Annotated in this window: 19 protein-coding genes; 7 read left to right on the forward strand and 12 right to left on the reverse strand. The window is 59.1% G+C overall.

All coding sequences use genetic code 11. The features are described from left to right. The first annotated feature begins 110 nt into the window (after nucleotides 1-110). On the forward strand, nucleotides 111-995 hold the full coding sequence (locus tag AEQ63_RS11460; RefSeq protein ID WP_064363473.1) for a LysR substrate-binding domain-containing protein: 885 nt from the start codon (nucleotides 111-113) through the stop codon (nucleotides 993-995). A gap of 97 nt (nucleotides 996-1,092) precedes the next feature. Here the strand turns inward: AEQ63_RS11460 and AEQ63_RS11465 are convergent, their stop codons facing one another. Next, complete coding sequence (locus AEQ63_RS11465) at nucleotides 1,093-2,367, reverse strand: glucarate dehydratase family protein (protein ID WP_064363474.1); 1,275 nt, start codon at nucleotides 2,365-2,367, stop codon at nucleotides 1,093-1,095. Nucleotides 2,368-2,397: 30 nt separating this feature from the next. Continuing rightward, complete coding sequence (locus AEQ63_RS11470) at nucleotides 2,398-3,765, reverse strand: MFS transporter (protein WP_064363693.1); 1,368 nt, start codon at nucleotides 3,763-3,765, stop codon at nucleotides 2,398-2,400. A 119-nt stretch (nucleotides 3,766-3,884) separates the two neighbouring features. On the opposite strand from AEQ63_RS11470, the gene AEQ63_RS11475 reads away from it, so the two are divergent. Then, the gene (locus tag AEQ63_RS11475) at nucleotides 3,885-4,784 is read left to right on the forward strand and encodes a LysR family transcriptional regulator (protein ID WP_064363475.1); all 900 of its coding nucleotides are present in this window, start codon (nucleotides 3,885-3,887) and stop codon (nucleotides 4,782-4,784) included. Between the two features lie 179 nt (nucleotides 4,785-4,963). Here the strand turns inward: AEQ63_RS11475 and AEQ63_RS27200 are convergent, their stop codons facing one another. Together AEQ63_RS27200 and AEQ63_RS11480 are read right to left on the reverse strand one after the other, a co-directional pair. Next, nucleotides 4,964-5,389 (reverse strand): DUF6338 family protein, encoded by a 426-nt coding sequence (locus AEQ63_RS27200; protein WP_330219470.1) that lies wholly within the window; start codon nucleotides 5,387-5,389, stop codon nucleotides 4,964-4,966. Between the two features lie 70 nt (nucleotides 5,390-5,459). Next, nucleotides 5,460-5,795: a hypothetical protein gene (locus AEQ63_RS11480; protein WP_064363476.1), complete on the reverse strand. Its 336-nt coding sequence runs from the start codon at nucleotides 5,793-5,795 to the stop codon at nucleotides 5,460-5,462. Between the two features lie 184 nt (nucleotides 5,796-5,979). Between AEQ63_RS11480 and AEQ63_RS11485 the strand changes: the two genes are divergently transcribed. Next, nucleotides 5,980-6,219 (forward strand): hypothetical protein, encoded by a 240-nt coding sequence (locus tag AEQ63_RS11485; RefSeq protein WP_042606728.1) that lies wholly within the window; start codon nucleotides 5,980-5,982, stop codon nucleotides 6,217-6,219. A gap of 61 nt (nucleotides 6,220-6,280) precedes the next feature. Here the strand turns inward: AEQ63_RS11485 and AEQ63_RS11490 are convergent, their stop codons facing one another. Continuing rightward, nucleotides 6,281-6,478, reverse strand: a complete 198-nt coding sequence (locus AEQ63_RS11490; RefSeq protein ID WP_042606727.1) for a hypothetical protein — start codon at nucleotides 6,476-6,478, stop codon at nucleotides 6,281-6,283. Between the two features lie 219 nt (nucleotides 6,479-6,697). Between AEQ63_RS11490 and AEQ63_RS11495 the strand changes: the two genes are divergently transcribed. After that, on the forward strand, nucleotides 6,698-7,060 hold the full coding sequence (locus AEQ63_RS11495; RefSeq protein ID WP_064363477.1) for an NUDIX hydrolase: 363 nt from the start codon (nucleotides 6,698-6,700) through the stop codon (nucleotides 7,058-7,060). A gap of 2 nt (nucleotides 7,061-7,062) precedes the next feature. Here the strand turns inward: AEQ63_RS11495 and AEQ63_RS11500 are convergent, their stop codons facing one another. The 3 genes from AEQ63_RS11500 to AEQ63_RS11510 all read right to left on the reverse strand — a co-directional run bounded on the left by AEQ63_RS11500 (nucleotide 7,063) and on the right by AEQ63_RS11510 (nucleotide 9,390). Beyond that, nucleotides 7,063-7,305: a DUF1652 domain-containing protein gene (locus AEQ63_RS11500; protein WP_064363478.1), complete on the reverse strand. Its 243-nt coding sequence runs from the start codon at nucleotides 7,303-7,305 to the stop codon at nucleotides 7,063-7,065. A gap of 104 nt (nucleotides 7,306-7,409) precedes the next feature. Then, nucleotides 7,410-8,309, reverse strand: a complete 900-nt coding sequence (locus tag AEQ63_RS11505) for a polysaccharide deacetylase family protein (RefSeq protein ID WP_064363479.1) — start codon at nucleotides 8,307-8,309, stop codon at nucleotides 7,410-7,412. Nucleotides 8,310-8,442: 133 nt separating this feature from the next. After that, nucleotides 8,443-9,390 carry an ABC transporter substrate-binding protein gene (locus AEQ63_RS11510; protein ID WP_064363480.1) on the reverse strand — a complete coding sequence of 316 codons (948 nt, stop codon included), beginning with the start codon at nucleotides 9,388-9,390 and terminating at the stop codon, nucleotides 8,443-8,445. A 406-nt stretch (nucleotides 9,391-9,796) separates the two neighbouring features. On the opposite strand from AEQ63_RS11510, the gene AEQ63_RS11515 reads away from it, so the two are divergent. Beyond that, nucleotides 9,797-10,069, forward strand: a complete 273-nt coding sequence (locus tag AEQ63_RS11515; protein WP_042606722.1) for a hypothetical protein — start codon at nucleotides 9,797-9,799, stop codon at nucleotides 10,067-10,069. Nucleotides 10,070-10,113: 44 nt separating this feature from the next. Here the strand turns inward: AEQ63_RS11515 and AEQ63_RS28765 are convergent, their stop codons facing one another. Next, nucleotides 10,114-10,260, reverse strand: a complete 147-nt coding sequence (locus AEQ63_RS28765; protein ID WP_165839201.1) for a hypothetical protein — start codon at nucleotides 10,258-10,260, stop codon at nucleotides 10,114-10,116. Between the two features lie 130 nt (nucleotides 10,261-10,390). Here AEQ63_RS28765 and AEQ63_RS11520 point away from each other — a divergent pair, with 130 nt between their 5' ends. Continuing rightward, entirely contained in the window at nucleotides 10,391-10,777 is a 387-nt protein-coding gene (locus AEQ63_RS11520) for a DUF2784 domain-containing protein (RefSeq protein ID WP_064363481.1), read from the forward strand. Here the strand turns inward: AEQ63_RS11520 and AEQ63_RS11525 are convergent. Beyond that, nucleotides 10,774-11,301, reverse strand: coding sequence for a DUF3087 domain-containing protein (locus AEQ63_RS11525; RefSeq protein ID WP_064363482.1), 528 nt, complete (start codon nucleotides 11,299-11,301; stop codon nucleotides 10,774-10,776). The two genes, AEQ63_RS11520 and AEQ63_RS11525, sit on opposite strands and share 4 nt — an antisense overlap. A gap of 223 nt (nucleotides 11,302-11,524) precedes the next feature. Here AEQ63_RS11525 and ppnN point away from each other — a divergent pair, with 223 nt between their 5' ends. After that, nucleotides 11,525-12,898 carry a nucleotide 5'-monophosphate nucleosidase PpnN gene (gene ppnN, locus AEQ63_RS11530; RefSeq protein WP_042606719.1) on the forward strand — a complete coding sequence of 458 codons (1,374 nt, stop codon included), beginning with the start codon at nucleotides 11,525-11,527 and terminating at the stop codon, nucleotides 12,896-12,898. A 199-nt stretch (nucleotides 12,899-13,097) separates the two neighbouring features. Here the strand turns inward: ppnN and AEQ63_RS11535 are convergent, their stop codons facing one another. After that, complete coding sequence (locus tag AEQ63_RS11535; RefSeq protein ID WP_064363483.1) at nucleotides 13,098-14,501, reverse strand: FAD/NAD(P)-binding protein; 1,404 nt, start codon at nucleotides 14,499-14,501, stop codon at nucleotides 13,098-13,100. Then, nucleotides 14,502-15,065 carry a helix-turn-helix domain-containing protein gene (locus AEQ63_RS11540; protein WP_064363484.1) on the reverse strand — a complete coding sequence of 188 codons (564 nt, stop codon included), beginning with the start codon at nucleotides 15,063-15,065 and terminating at the stop codon, nucleotides 14,502-14,504. Nucleotides 15,066-15,069 lie beyond the last annotated feature (4 nt).

Genomic DNA, 15,069 nt, shown 5'->3' on the forward strand with positions numbered 1-15,069 from the left:
GTGCGCAACGAATGATTGCGTCAGGCTCCGCCATCTGATTGCGCCCATGTTCATTGCTGGCAAACCTTGGAACAAGCGTAAATTCGGCCCGCTATCGATGAGTTTTACGAATGAATCCGCGCACCCTCACGCCGTCCATGTCGCTGCTGCTGGCTTTCGAGGCCGCCGCTCGCCACGAGAGCTACACCCGCGCCGCCCATGAACTGTCACTGACGCAGAGCGCGGTCAGCCGGCAGGTACAGATTCTCGAGAAGATGCTCGGCATGCGCCTGTTCACTCGCGAAGGCCGGCAGGTGGTACTGACCGATGTCGGGCGCATGTATCAGCGCGAGCTCGCCGAAGCCCTTGGGCAGATTCGCAGCGCGACGTTGCAGGCGATGGCGTTTGGTTCGGGCATTCACAGCCTGCGCCTGGCGACATTACCGACCTTCGGTTCGAAATGGTTGCTGCCACGGCTGAAGGATTTCTACACGGCGCACCCGGGCATGACCGTGCACCTGCACTCGCGGATCGAGACCATCGACTTCGACACCAGCGAAATCGACGCCGCCATCTGCGTTGGCGGGGGTGAGTGGCCAGGCCTGACTGCCCTGCCCTTGCACACCGAAGAACTGGTGGCGATTGCCAGCGCGCAGCTGTCGGAAACTGAACGCGACGAGGCCGAGCGGCACATCGCCGGGCAGTTGCTGCTCAACGTCAGCAGCAATGCCCAAGCGTGGGCGGAATGGTTCAGCCATCATCAACTGCCGCACCGCAGCATGAGGATCGGGCCGAGCTTTGAGATGACCTCTCACTTGATTCAGGCGGTACGCGCCAATATCGGCGTGGGCCTGGTGCCGCGAATTCTGGTCGAGGAAGAATTGCTCAAGGGCGAATTGCTGCAACTGGGCGAGCCAATTACCAGTCGGCGCAGCTATTACCTGGTGTATCCGCCGCGCAATGAGAATCTGCCTTCGTTGAAGGCGTTCAGGGATTGGCTGCTGGAGACGCTTTGACAGCACCGGCGCCATCGCGAGCAGGCTCACTCCTACAGGGGAACGCATTTCAAACTGTAGGAGTGAGCCTGCTCGCGATAGCGCCAAATCAGACACCTCAGAATCGGGGTTTGACCGCCCGCCAATCCGCCTTGTACCGCTGCATCTGCCGCACATCATCCCTCTGGCGAATCCCGCAGGTCAGGTACTGATCATGCAGCTTGCCCAGTTGCTCATGATCCAGTTCCAGCCCCAGCCCGGGCGCCCTGGTGATCTTCACGCAGCCATCGACAATCGGCAGCTTGCCGCCCTTGATCACTTCCTCGTCAGGCTCCTGCCACGGGTAGTGGGTGTCGCAGGCGTAATCCAGATTCGGCACCGCCGCCGCGACGTGCGCCATGGCCATCAGGCTGATGCCCAGGTGCGAGTTGGAATGCATCGACACGCCGAAGCCGAATACCTCGCACATTTTCGCCAGCGTCTGCGTATCACGCAGACCACCCCAGTAATGGTGGTCGGCAAGGACAATCTGCACGCTGTTCTGCGCAACGCTGCGGCGGAACTCGTCGAAATCGGTGACCACCATATTGGTCGCCAGGGGCAGACCGGTGCGCTTGTGCAATTCGGCCATGCCATCAAGGCCGGGGGTCGGGTCTTCGTAATACTGCAGATCATCGCCGAGCAGTTCGGCCATGCGAATCGCCGTCTCCAGCGACCAGTTGCCGTTTGGGTCGATGCGCAGCGGAAATCCCGGAAAGGCTTTTTTCAGCGCCTTGATGCACGCCACTTCATGCTCCGGCGGCAAGGTGCCAGCCTTGAGCTTGATGCTCTTGAATCCGTACGCCTCGATCATCCGCGCGGCCTGCGCGACGATCTGCTGCTCGTTCAGCGCCTCGCCCCAGTTGTCCGGCTTGTAGGGCGTGTCGATATGTTCGGCGTATTTGAAAAACAGGTAGGCGCTGAACGGCACTTCCTCGCGGATCGCCCCGCCGAGCAGGTCCACCAGCGGCACATTGAGGTAGCGCGCCTGCAAATCGAGAAACGCCACTTCGAATGCCGAGTAGGCATTACTCACCGCTTTACTGGCGTGAGAACCGGGCGCCAGTTCGGCGCCAGCGATGCTTGCGGGTTTATTCGCCGCCACGGTGGCCTGCACGATCGCGCGCAATTGATTGAGATTGAACGGATCAAGGCCGATCAACTGACTCTGCAATTGTTGCTGGATCGCCAGCGCCGGGGCATCGCCGTAGCTTTCGCCGAGGCCGATGTAGCCGTTGTCACTCTCGATCTCGATGATCGAGCGCAGGGCAAAAGGTTCGTGGATGCCACTGGCGTTGAGCAGTGGCGGATCGCGGAAGGCAATCGGGGTGACGCTGACACGGGTGATTTTCAAGATGACGCTCCTGACAGATCAACAATCGATTCAGTGGCTCGCAGCCGGACGAACCGGCGCCACAACGGCGGCTTCGTCACTTGGCTTTGCCGGGTTTTGGCCTTTGGCGCCGGGCGCTGTGCGGGCGAAGAAGATCACCACGGCGGCGACCAGCGATGTCGCTGCCAGGCCATACAGGCCGCCTTCGATGGAGCCGGTGGTTTGTTCGAGAATGCCGAACGCGGTCGGCGCGACAAAGCCGCCAAGGTTGCCAATGGAGTTGATCAGCGCGATCACCGCCGCAGCGATGCGTGCATCCAGATAGCTTTGCGGGATCGGCCAGAACAGCGCCGACGCCGCTTTGAAGCCGATGGCCGCGAAACAGATGGCGACGAAAGCAAACACCGGCCCGCCCGTGGTCGACATGAACATGCCGATGGCCGCGATCACCAGGGTCAGCGCGACCCAGGCCTGTTGGAATTTCCACTTGCCGGCCATCGCTGCAAAGCCGTACATGGCGACAATCGAAATAATCCAGGGAATCGAATTAAGCAGCCCGACCTGGAAATCACCGAGGTTGCCCATCTTCTTGATCATGCTTGGCAGCCAGAATGTCGCGCCATAGATGGTCAGGGCAATGGAGAAATAGATGAAGCAGAACAGCGCGATCTGCCGGTCGGCCAGCAGCTTGAACATCGACGGCTTGGCAACTTGTACCGCTTCGCGGGCGCGCTGTTCCTCGGCAATCGCCGCGACCAGCGCGTCTCGCTCTTCCTCGCTGAGCCATTTCGCTTGCCGCGGATGCGATTGCAGCCAGAACCAGACGAATGCGCACAACACCACCGAGGCCGCGCCTTCGATCAGAAACATCCATTGCCAGCCGTGCATGCCCAAGCCACTGATATGCAGGAGCGCACCGGAGACCGGGCCGGAAATCACCGAGGCAATCGCCGAGCCGCTGAGAAACACCGCCATGGTTTTGCCGCGCTCGGACGCCGGCAGCCACTGGGTGAAGTAGTAAATGATGCCCGGGAAGAACCCGGCCTCCGCCGCGCCAAGGATAAAGCGCAGTACATAGAAACTGGTTTCACCCTGGACAAATGCCATGGCCATGGCCGCAGCGCCCCAGGTGAACATGATTCGGGTCAGCCAGACCCGCGCGCCGTAGCGCTGCAACAACATGTTCGATGGCACTTCGAACAATGCGTAACCGATAAAAAACAGACCGGCACCCAATCCATAAGCCGCCGCGCCGATGCCCAGATCGGTCTCCAGATGGCTGCGCACGAAACCGATGTTGACCCGGTCGATGTAATTGACGATGAACATCACTACGAACAGCGGCAGCACATGGCGCTTGACCTTGGCGGCGGCGCGGGCAAGCACCGTGATGTCCGGCGGATTCTGGAGGGTTTTCAAGAGGCGACTCCCGATCTTGTTTTTTTTGGGATGGCTTGAAGCGATGAGCCGATCATGGACGCCGCGCATTGATCCCGTCTAATCTAAACTTGCATTCGATTGATACCCGGATTAGATCAATGTTCGAACTCACCCAACTGCGCTGTTTCACCACGGTCGCCACGGAACTCAACTTTCGCCGCGCCGCCGAACGCCTGAACATGACCCAGCCGCCGCTGAGTCGGCAGATTCAATTGCTCGAACATCACCTTGGCGTCGAGCTGTTCACCCGCAGCACCCGCAGCGTTGCGCTGACGGCGGCGGGCCGGGCTTTTTTCGTTGAAGCGCAGAATCTGCTGGAGCGCGCACAGCAAGCGGCGGTCACCGCACGCCGGTTTGCCGAGGGCGATATCGGTACGGTGAACATCGCGTTCGTCGGCAGCGCGGTGTATGAGTTTCTACCCAAGGTGATCGCCGAAGCGCGACTCAAGCAGCCCCAGGTAAAAATCGATCTGGCAGAGATGAACACCTATCAGCAACACGAGGCGTTGAGGGCTCGCCGTATCGACTTGGGCATCGCCCGGGCGCCATTGCAGGAACCGGGCTATGCCACCGAATGCCTGGTGCGCGAGCCGTTCGTGCTCGCGGTACCGAGCGGGCATCGGCTGGCAAACGCGGCTGAAGTGTCAGTCGCTGATCTGGATAAACAACCGTTCCTGATGTACTCCCATGAAGCTTATCCGCCGTTCAACGAACTGTTGACCGGTACGCTGCGTTCAGCGCGGGTGGCACCGGATTACGTGCAATGGCTGGGGTCTTCGCTGACGATTCTGGCGCTGGTCAACGCCGGCATGGGTCTGGCACTGGTACCGCGTTGCGCGACCAGCGTGGTGTTCAGGAATGTGGTGTTTCGCGAGATCGATCTCGGCGAAGGGGTGCAGAGCGAGCTGCATCTGATCTGGCGGGAGAACAATGACAACCCGGCGTTCGCGATGTTGCTGGAGGCGATTCGCCGGGCGGTGGTGGAGGGTTGGGGCTGAGGAAGCTTATCGTGTAGGCCGGGGTTTCAGAGGCGGCGGCGCACTGGGCCCCTTGATCAAGGGCACTTCAAGCATTTTCCCGTCCGGCCCGACAAAGAGTCGCTCTAAATGCTTTGGCATGGGTTGTGGTGCTCTGGCAGTTGGCATGCTGATCCCTCTGATGTTGGGCTGAACTCAACCTATTTGACTTTCGCGGAATCTATCAATAAAAACTCGGCGCCAATAGGTGCCGGTTGGCCATCATCGCTGAGCCAACGCGGGTATTTCATCACGAACTGACCATTGGATGATTCGCGTGGCCACTCGACGGGCCAGCCTAATACGCGCCTTTCGTCATTTAAATGCAGGGTTATGAAGCGCTCATATTGGGAAAAAGCGCAGAACCATTCACTCGGATAAGAAGATTGTTTCGTGACGTTTCGCCGGCGTAACCAGCCATGCAATTTGTCATTAGTAGCCAGGTAACAGGCAAACAATCCCAGCATCAGCGAAAACACAAATGCCCAGAGCGTTTGCGCCCGATCATCCCAGCGCCCTAATGAAAACCCCTTCGAGCCGATCCACAGACAGAGATTGCCCACCGCCAACACCGCGCCCTGAATCAAATCTCCATCCAGGAAAAAAGGCAGACACCGGGGATTCGGCGTCTGCCTTTGCTGTGAATCAGATGCGTGGCTACAGGCAGTCACGCACCGATTGGCGCAGCGACCCGGACTTGGCCCATGGCGGCCCTTGGTAAAGGGACACTTTGCTGCCGTCCTTGTACTTGACGATATCGAGAATCTCATCCGCCGTGATAATGCTCGGCGCGGTAATCCGATAGCCGTTGGAAATCGACGTCTGCGCAGTCTTGGCGACGTCCTTCTGCCACAACGGTAACAAACATGCCGCATATTCTCTGGGAGGCTTGTCACTGGTCTTGCTGAGGTTTGGTTCGCCCGGCACCAACGATGCTGGTAACGAGCAACCCGTCAACAGGGCCAATGCCAAAGTGCCGATCCATACGCGCATGCTGTTTACCTGATCTGAAAAAAAGCGAATGTACCGTTTAACCGCGTGCACATCCATCGTGGCACCCCGCCGTTATCGGCGATCGGACAATTTTTTACATCGGTTCAGCCGAGCGTCAGATGACCCGGTTGCATCTGGAAAAATGCGACTACTCTTTTCTACCGAGAATGTTCTGGAGGTGATCATGCGGCTCAATGAATACGAACACGAACTTCAACGGGATCTGCAAAGCGTGGCGTCCGACCTGAGATGGTCGGCAGTCGACCTCAAGCGCATCGCTGAACAGCTGCGCAAATCGGGTAACGAGGCAGACGCCCAGACCGTTTTGCGCTCTTGCGAAATCCTGCAAAGCGACGAGGAAAGATTGCAAGGTTATGCCAAGGAGGTAAAAGCCCGGACCATCAGCCGATCCAAAATCCACTGACGCCGATGCGCCTGATTCAACAAAAAAGCCCCGGTCGCAACCGGGGCTTCATGACTACACGTCAACCGCCCTTGTGACTCTGCACCGGCCTGGAGCGTTTTTTATAGCCGGGAAGCGCCGCCGCATAGGCCATCGCCTCCTCCCTGCTGGTGAATGACGCCAATCGATCGCCCTGCGTGCAGACCCGCCAGGGGCCGTTGTTCACGCTGAGCACGTCATAACCGTTCATGTGCAGCTTGTTCAGCATTGGAATGCTCATGAGCACCTCCTTTTTGCCAACGGTGTTTTCGGTGTACGTGTTCACCTTACACCGGGTCCCCGCTGCGGTGTAAACCGGATGTCGCGTCCCTTACTGTCAATAGGCCGGCACTTTTCCACATGCAGAAGGCTCCCAATTAAACGGGAACCTTTAAACCCGCGCACGGCTCGAATATTGCAGTTTGATTACATTTTTATGACATTACCCGGCAAGGCATCCATGAAAGTACGCGCTACCGTCATCTGCGAGCAGGATCGTCACATCCTCCTCGTGCGCAAACCCCGTCATCCGTGGTCATTGCCCGGCGGCAAGGTCGAGCGCGGGGAAACCCGCGCGGCCGCTGCCGTGCGCGAGTTGCAGGAAGAAACCGGGCTGAATGCCGACGAAGTGCTGTACTTGATGGACCTGCAGTCCGGTAGCACGCGGCATCACGTTTACGAGGCCTCAGTGGTCAACATCGACGATGTCCGCCCACAGAATGAAATCGTCGATTGCATCTGGTTTCCGCTCGATGCCGTGCACAATCTCGAAACCAACGACGCCACGCGGCGCATCGTGCAGGCCTTTCAACGGCGGTTATAAAGTCAGCCGGCGAAAGCCCGGCGTCCCGCGTTCATTTCAGTGCGCAACTCACCGATGAAATTGGAAATGTCCCGGATGGTCACCAGATGTTCGGGAGAAACGCCATCCAGCAACAGTTCAATACGCCCGCTGCCCGGCTCATACACCTCGATGCGCAACAACCCCTGCGCCGTTGGCGCGCAATCACATTTGTAGTTAGGGAAGCCTGACTCGACGATGCGACAAATATCGGCAATGGCAAGCATGGACGGACGCCTCGCAGGCGGAATCGATCCAACGAGCATAGATGCAGGAAGTGTTCATTGCCCGGCCCGAAAATGCCAAGCCGATCACAGATTACTTACGCCACTCAATGTGCGTCGTGATCCCAGATCCAGTTCCACATTCCGGGCAGATTCACCGGTTCAGCGCTTTGCTGGACAATACGCGCCAGCGCAGCTTTTTCCAGCGCGGCCTGATCGTCGTAGAACGGCTTGTCCGCCAGTCTGACGCCGGTTGCTGCCGCGCTATCGAGCAGAATCTGCAGATATTCTCGGGTGTGGCGCGCCGTGTAGCGATTGAGATCATGGAACGTCACCACCACCGGAATCACACCGTCCACCGTCGGCAATTGACCAACGGCGATGCGTTCGCGCACTTCGGACAACTGCCGCAGCATATTCGCGCGACGCCGGGGACTGGCATTGAAGCCCCAGACCTTGCCGTCATTGGCGCTCACATCCGTGAGCAAAACGTGCAAGGCGTGCTTCTGGTAGGCCGCGAATGTGCGTTTGTCATAGTTCCAGAATGGCGGGCGCAACAGCTTGGGCGGCGCTCCAGTGATAGTTGCGATGTCGGCGCTGCCCTCGGTCAGCGACTGCTCCAGTTCTTGCGGATCAAGCGAGCGATGGTTGGTGTGCCAGTGAGTCGCGGTGTGAAAGGCCAGAATATGCCCCTCGGCGTGTTCACGACGCATCAAGCTGCGACCGATCTCGCTGTCACCTGCCCGAGGCGCCCGGGTTTGCACGAAAAACACGGCTTTGATGTTTGCCTGTACGGGGTTGCTTTTGAGGCTGTCGAGCACCGTGGCCGTGGGATTCCACAAACCTGAAGCGCTGGGGCCATCATCGAACGTCAGGAGAAAACGTACGGGTGCCCGGGACTGCAGGCGGGTTTCGGTTTGCGCGGTCATTTCGACCGGCGCGGCGATGCAGCCGGCCAGACCGAACGCGACGAGCGCAGCACAGAGAAGTTTGCATCCGGAAGTCATGTTTCGCCCTGAGTCCGGCGATAGCCGTCGTGTTGTCCAATGGCAAAACTCCCTCGCCCTTGTCCTTTCCTGCGCTGCTGCCAGCGAGCGCAGGTTGGATAAGGTACACAGGGTTTGGTTCCGATGCTGGTTTTCAGTGAGTCAAGGCTTGTTGAAACGAAGTGTCGATGATGCCTGCCGTCGCCAGCGGTGCGGGCAGTGCTTTGACTTTGAACAGGAAGTCCGCCGTGCTCTGCAGATCCGCTGCCGCCTGCTGATCCACCGGTCCGACGCTCATGTGCGCCTGGCGCAACCAATGCCGCGAGACCGTCTGATCGAGGTTGGCCTTTTTTGCCCAGAGGTCAGCGTACTCGTCGGTATGCTGATCAACCCAGGCTCGCGCTTGTTTCAATCGTCCGAGAAAATCGGCAATCGCCGCACGCTTGCTGTCGATAGAGGGAGTCGAAGCCGCGATGGCGCTCAGCCCTGGCATCAGGTTTTTCGCCGTCAGGATCGGCCGAGCGCCAGAGAACACGATCTGTTGCGAGATATACGGTTCCCACACCGGAAAGGCGTCGATGCTGCCCTGCGGCAAAGCGGCGGCCGCGTCGATCGGCATCAGCTTGACGAAGTCGACGTAGTTTTCCGGCAGACCACCCTGCTCCAGAGCGCGCAAGGTCAGTTGCTGGCTCCAGGCTCCGGGCCAGTAAGCGACTTTTTTTCCCTTGAGGTCGGCGATGGTTTTCACCGGCGAATCCTTGGGCACCAGTAAGGCAATGGTGTCGGGGTTCTGCCGCGATACGCCAATCAGTTTCACTGGTGCCTGTTTGGCAGCAAGGAAAAGGAAACCGGAATCGCCGAGAAAACCCAGGTCCAGCGAGCCGGTCTGCAACGCTTCGGCGAGCGGCGCGGCAGCCTGGAAGTGTTTCCAGTCGACTGTGTAAGGCGCGTCTTTCAACACACCTGAGGCTTCGACCGAAGCACGGATGTTGTAGTAGTTCTGATCGCCGACGTGCAGGACTAAAGGCTCCGCGGCGTAGGCCAATGGCGAGATCAACAACGCAATGGTCAGCGCGCGGCGTAGGAAACGAGACAGCTTCATGGCGAGTCCTGCAAATGAGATTTGCATAGACCATAACGCTCTTGAATTTAATTTTTAAATTCTAATTTTGCATAACGTAATCACGGTATTGCGCACCGTCGAGGCAGACTGGCGGGCGAGCAGTTGAACGAAGGATCGACTAAATATCTACCGACTCGGCGCGTTATCCGAACATGCCTTGCATTGATTCCTCAGCGTTACAAAAAGTGTTTCAACCGCGAAACAGCCTCGATAAAACAGCCGTTTGAGCGAATCAACCGCCTGTCTGACATTTCGACTGTCATACATACATTTTCTCGCGCTGCGGATAGCATGCGCGCCGCCTTTCCGATTGGTATACCAGTTGACCAAAGAGTCAAAGAGATCAGGAATCCATCAACAACTTTCAAGCCTTGCAGAGAAATAAGTGAGCGACGATTTTGCAATCAAACAGGTCAGCGGCCTGAAGTGTGTCCATCTGTCCAAGACAGAACGCCTGGAACTCGACTGTTTTATCGGCCATTACATCAAGACCCGAAACCTGCACAGCGTGCCCGACATCGAACGCACCCTGCGCAGCACCCTCGAGGGTTACCCCGGCCATCCGCCGGTGATGGTCAATGAGCTCAATGCGTGGATCGATCGAACGTTGGGGTATCGAGCGACATACCCGGACTTCACGCAGCTGGAAGACCTCTGAAACGCGAAGAGCCCCGCTGATGCGGGGCTCTTCGTATGCGTCATTCAAGGCTTCAGAGGACGCTCCTGATCGCGCTCCGACAGCTCGCGGCTGTCATCATGCTTCCAGGTTTTCTCCTCCCTTCTCTTCTGCCGCTCGATCTCGGCCTCTGTCGGCTCATCTTCATCGGGACGCGTTTGCTCGTTCGCCATGTGCATCTCACCTCTGAACAAGTTGATCATTGTTAAAGGGTAGAACACTTTTCCTGATCCGAATTCACCAAGGAATTTTATCTCGCGCGGCGTACCATAGCGCCATTCATCTTCACGTCAGGAAGACGCCATGCTGTACCGAATCGCCGCCGACGGGCTGGTGCTGTTTCACTTGAGTTTCATCCTCTTCGTCCTGCTCGGCGGGCTGCTGGTGCTGCGCTGGCCACGGCTGATGTGGCTGCACCTGCCAGCGGCAGCCTGGGGCGTGGCGGTCGAGGGGTTGCACCTGACCTGCCCGCTGACCTACTGGGAAAACCTGATGCGCCACGCGGCCCGGCAGACCGAATATGCCGGCGGCTTCATCGAGCATTACATCTGGCCGATCATCTACCCGGCAGGTCTGACCCCGCAGATTCAACTGGCGCTCGGCAGCGTGGTACTGGCGATCAACCTGATCGTCTACGCGCGACTGCTGCGCTCGTGGAAACTGCGCCGCGCCCGGCGCATTCCGTTTTAAGGCGAGGCCGGTTTCAATGTCTCCAGCCATTGCGGATCGAAGCGTGGCTGGTGTGGATCAAGGCCCTGCGCCTGCATCCGCGCCTTATGCTGTTCGACTTCGTCACGCAATTGGCCGTGATCACTGGAGTTGCCGTCCAGCTCGTGCATCTGCAGCAATCCCAAATGGTAGAAACGCAACACCTTCATCGCCGTCGAATCATCGCTTTGCACTGCCGCTGTCACCTGATGAATCACATTGGTGATGCTCATCAAGTTGCGCTTGAGGCGCCAGCCGTATACCGCCGGCGCCATCCAGGTCTGATGCCAGAACCGCCCGCGCAACAGCGCTGCCGTCAGCAGAAACGCCACGAATACGCCGCCAACATTGAATCGCAGATTATCCCCGTCGGGCTCACCGAACACTGACACTGCGACCGACGAAAACAGCATCGCCAGCAGCAGGAACAGCACCGCGATGATGACTGTGCTGCGGCGGGTCTGCTGGCGAAAGGTAACGGGGTCCATCGGCTGAATCTCGAACATCGAAAATGACTTCCCTGAGTGACAAGAGGCGCAACGGAAAAAACTCGCCGGCGCATTATCGCATCGCAGCGGGTTTTAGCTATGCTGGGGCTCCTTTACATCTTTTCAGCGTCCAACGGGGACATGGCGGTACAGCGCAGATCGTGCCATCTTCATTCATGGATACACACTATTCGGATGCCCTCCGCTGCGTTACGGATGGCATCGTTTTAAGGATCACTGCATGACCCAACGACACGTAATCAATGCCTCGGTCAGCCCGAAAGGCAGTCTGGAAACCCTTTCTCAACGTGAAGTCCAACAACTGAGCGAAGCCGGATCCGGCAGCACCTACACCCTCTTCCGCCAGTGCGCCCTGGCCATCCTCAACACCGGCGCGCATGTCGACAATGCCAAGACCATTCTCGAAGCCTACAAAGACTTCGAAATCCGTATTCACCAACAGGATCGCGGCGTGCGCCTGGAGCTGCTGAACGCTCCGGCCGACGCGTTCGTCGACGGCGAGATGATCGCCAGTACCCGCGAGATGCTCTTCAGCGCTCTGCGCGACATCGTCTACACCGAGAACGAACTCGACAGCCAGCGCATCGATCTGAGCAATTCCCAGGGCATCAGTGACTATGTATTCCACCTGCTGCGCAACGCGCGCACCCTGCGCCCGGGCGTCGAGCCGAAAATCGTGGTGTGCTGGGGTGGCCACTCGATCAACACCGAAGAGTACAAATACACCAAGAAAGTCGGCCACGAACTGGGCCTGCGCAGCCTCGACATCTGCACCGGTTGCGGCCCGGGTGTAATGAAAGGCCCGATGAAGGGCGCAACCATCGCCCATGCCAAACAGCGCATTCACGGCGGTCGCTACCTCGGCCTGACCGAGCCGGGCATCATCGCTGCCGAAGCGCCAAACCCGATCGTCAATGAGCTGGTGATTTTGCCGGACATCGAAAAGCGTCTGGAAGCCTTTGTCCGTGTTGGCCACGGCATCATCATTTTCCCGGGCGGCGCCGGTACTGCCGAGGAGTTCCTCTACCTGCTCGGTATCCTGATGCACCCGGGCAACGAAGGTCTGCCATTCCCGGTGATCCTCACCGGGCCGAAGCATGCCGCGCCGTATCTTGAGCAACTGGATGCGTTCGTCGTCGCAACACTCGGCGAAGCGGCGAAGCAGCATTACGAGATCATCATCGATGACCCGGCCGAAGTGGCGCGGCAGATGACCCAGGGACTGAAAGCGGTGAAGCAGTTCCGCCGCGAGCGGAACGATGCGTTTCATTTCAACTGGCTATTGAAGATCGACGAGGGCTTCCAGCGTCCGTTCGATCCGACTCACGAAAACATGGCCAACCTCAAACTGCACCGCGACCAGCCACCGCATGAACTGGCGGCCAATTTGCGTCGAGCGTTTTCCGGCATCGTCGCCGGCAACGTCAAGGACAAGGGCATCCGCCTGATCGAAGAACACGGGCCGTATCAGATCCGCGGTGATGCGGCGATCATGCAGCCGCTTGATGCGCTACTGAAAGCCTTCGTCGCCCAGCACCGGATGAAGTTGCCGGGTGGTGCGGCGTATGTGCCGTGCTATCGGGTGGTTGCGTAATACCTTCAGGCACCACGCAACGAATGTAGGAGTGAGCCTGCTCGCGATCGCGGTCTATCAGACAGCTTTTATTGACTGAACCACCGCTATCGCGAGCAGGCTCACTCCTACAGGGGCTGCGGTGTGGCGCAAATTGTTTTCACAACCTCAATCTCCCTGTGGGAGCGAGCCTGCTCGCGAAGAAGTCCGAAAGAACGCATCAATCTCTCAGGCTATCCACCACCCGCTGAGCCAACGCTTTAGCCTGCGCCGCGACATCCGTCACCGCCGTACTCTCCCACCACATCCCGCGCAACGGCGGGCCCATGGCAAACAGCTGAGCACTCACGCGCCCTTCGGCATCCATCACTGCGCCGTCCATAGCGGCGATCCCCAGCGCCAACGGCCCCGCCTGCACCAGTCCCCGCGCCAGCAACTGCTGCGGCAACGGCCGAGCAACCCGCCGCCAGTCGTATTCGATGCCGCTGGAGTTGATCAGCGCCGCACCACTCACGACGCGTGTTTCAGTCTCACCGCGAGGACGGATGCGAATGGCCACAGCATCGCCACTGCCCGGCTCAAGCCCCTTGAACGAAGCGGCATGAATGCGCAAGCGCCCTGCCTTACTCAGCCGCTCGATCAACTCGGCACTCAGCGGCGGCGAGCGATGGTGATGGCTCTCCCACCACGGCCGTACATGCCGTACGAATTGTCGACGCTGCACGTCAGTCGCCTGACTCCAGAGCCGTCCAATATGCGCGCGAACCGTATCCAGTGGTGCCTGCCAATCGATGCCTTGGGCGATGGCATCGCGACAGTGCCGACGCAGTTCGCGCAACAACTGGCGCGGCGTACGGATGCTGTGATCCTGCGCCAGAAAATCCACCCAGGCTGGCGGTTGCCGACGAACATGGGGCAGCAACCCATGCCGTGAAAACACCTCGATCGGCCCCCGATGCCCGGCTTGCTCCAGCGACACCACGGCATCGACCATGGTCAGACCGGAGCCGATGATCAGTACGGTGGATTGCGGATCGAGATCGCGCATGGCCGCCACATCCCAAGGATCGAGGGCGGCGGCATTGAGCCCAGTGGATTGCGTCTGCGGCGTGCGCGCGGCGGGGAACATGCCGGTGGCCAGGACGGCGCGGGAACCCTGCAAAAGCTGACCATCGCTCAAGGTGAGCTTCACTGAAGCGGGATCAACTTGCAGGTCGACGGCCTCGGCATAGATGTGTTCGACAGTCGAACCTTGCAGCGCACCTACTTCCCTGGCTTCTGCAAGCCGGTGCTGTACGTAGACACCGAACAGCCCACGAGGTGGAAACAGGTCACTGACCGGCACATCCTGCTCAGCCGACTCCGGCCAGCCGCCAGCAGCAATATGTGCGCTCAACCACTGCGTCAGATCATCAGGATTATCCGGGTCGACGCTCATCCGCGCAGCATTGCCGTTAAGCGTATGCCCCAACTCGACAGCGCTGTAGGCCTCACCCCGCCCCAGTTCAGTACGCGACTCGATGATCAAAATTCTTCGTCGTCCAGGCAGACGTAACAATTGCACCGCCAGCATCGTGCCGCTGAGCCCGCCGCCGATGATCAGAATGTCCGCAGGCTGCTCCATTCAGATCACCACATTACGCACGAACCACGCTGCGACTTCGCCATCGTTGCGATAAGAATGCGGCTGATTGCTGGCGAACATGAAAAACTCTCCTTTATTGATGAGCTGCGGCTGATCGCCGAGCATCAGCGTCAAACAGCCTTCGAATACGTAGATTTGCTCGCTCCAGCCATCGGCGTCTGGTTGCGACGGGTAGACCTCGCCCGGTTGCAGACACCACTCCCATTGCTCGACTTCGCGGGTCGCGGTGGCCTTGGACAGTAGCACGGCCCTGCTGCCGGTAATCGCGCCCGCCCAGGCAACCTCGTTGATCCGGCTCGGGTCGCGCGCATCGGGGGCTTGAATCAGATCGCTGAAGGCCACGTCCAGCGCTTCGGCGACGCGATCAAGCGTGGTCAGGCTGACATTCTTCTCGCCGGCCTCGATCGCCACCAGCATGCGTCGGCTCACCCCGGATTTTTCCGCCAGTGCGGCCTGGCTCATGTCCGCAGCATGGCGCAGACGTCGGACATTCTGGCTGACGTGTTGCAGGACGGAGGCTCGCTGAGTCGAATCTTTGTGCACTATA

The sequence above is a fragment of the Pseudomonas sp. RIT-PI-o genome (genome assembly GCF_001297215.1).
Classification (GTDB): Bacteria; Pseudomonadota; Gammaproteobacteria; order Pseudomonadales; family Pseudomonadaceae; genus Aquipseudomonas; species Aquipseudomonas moraviensis_A.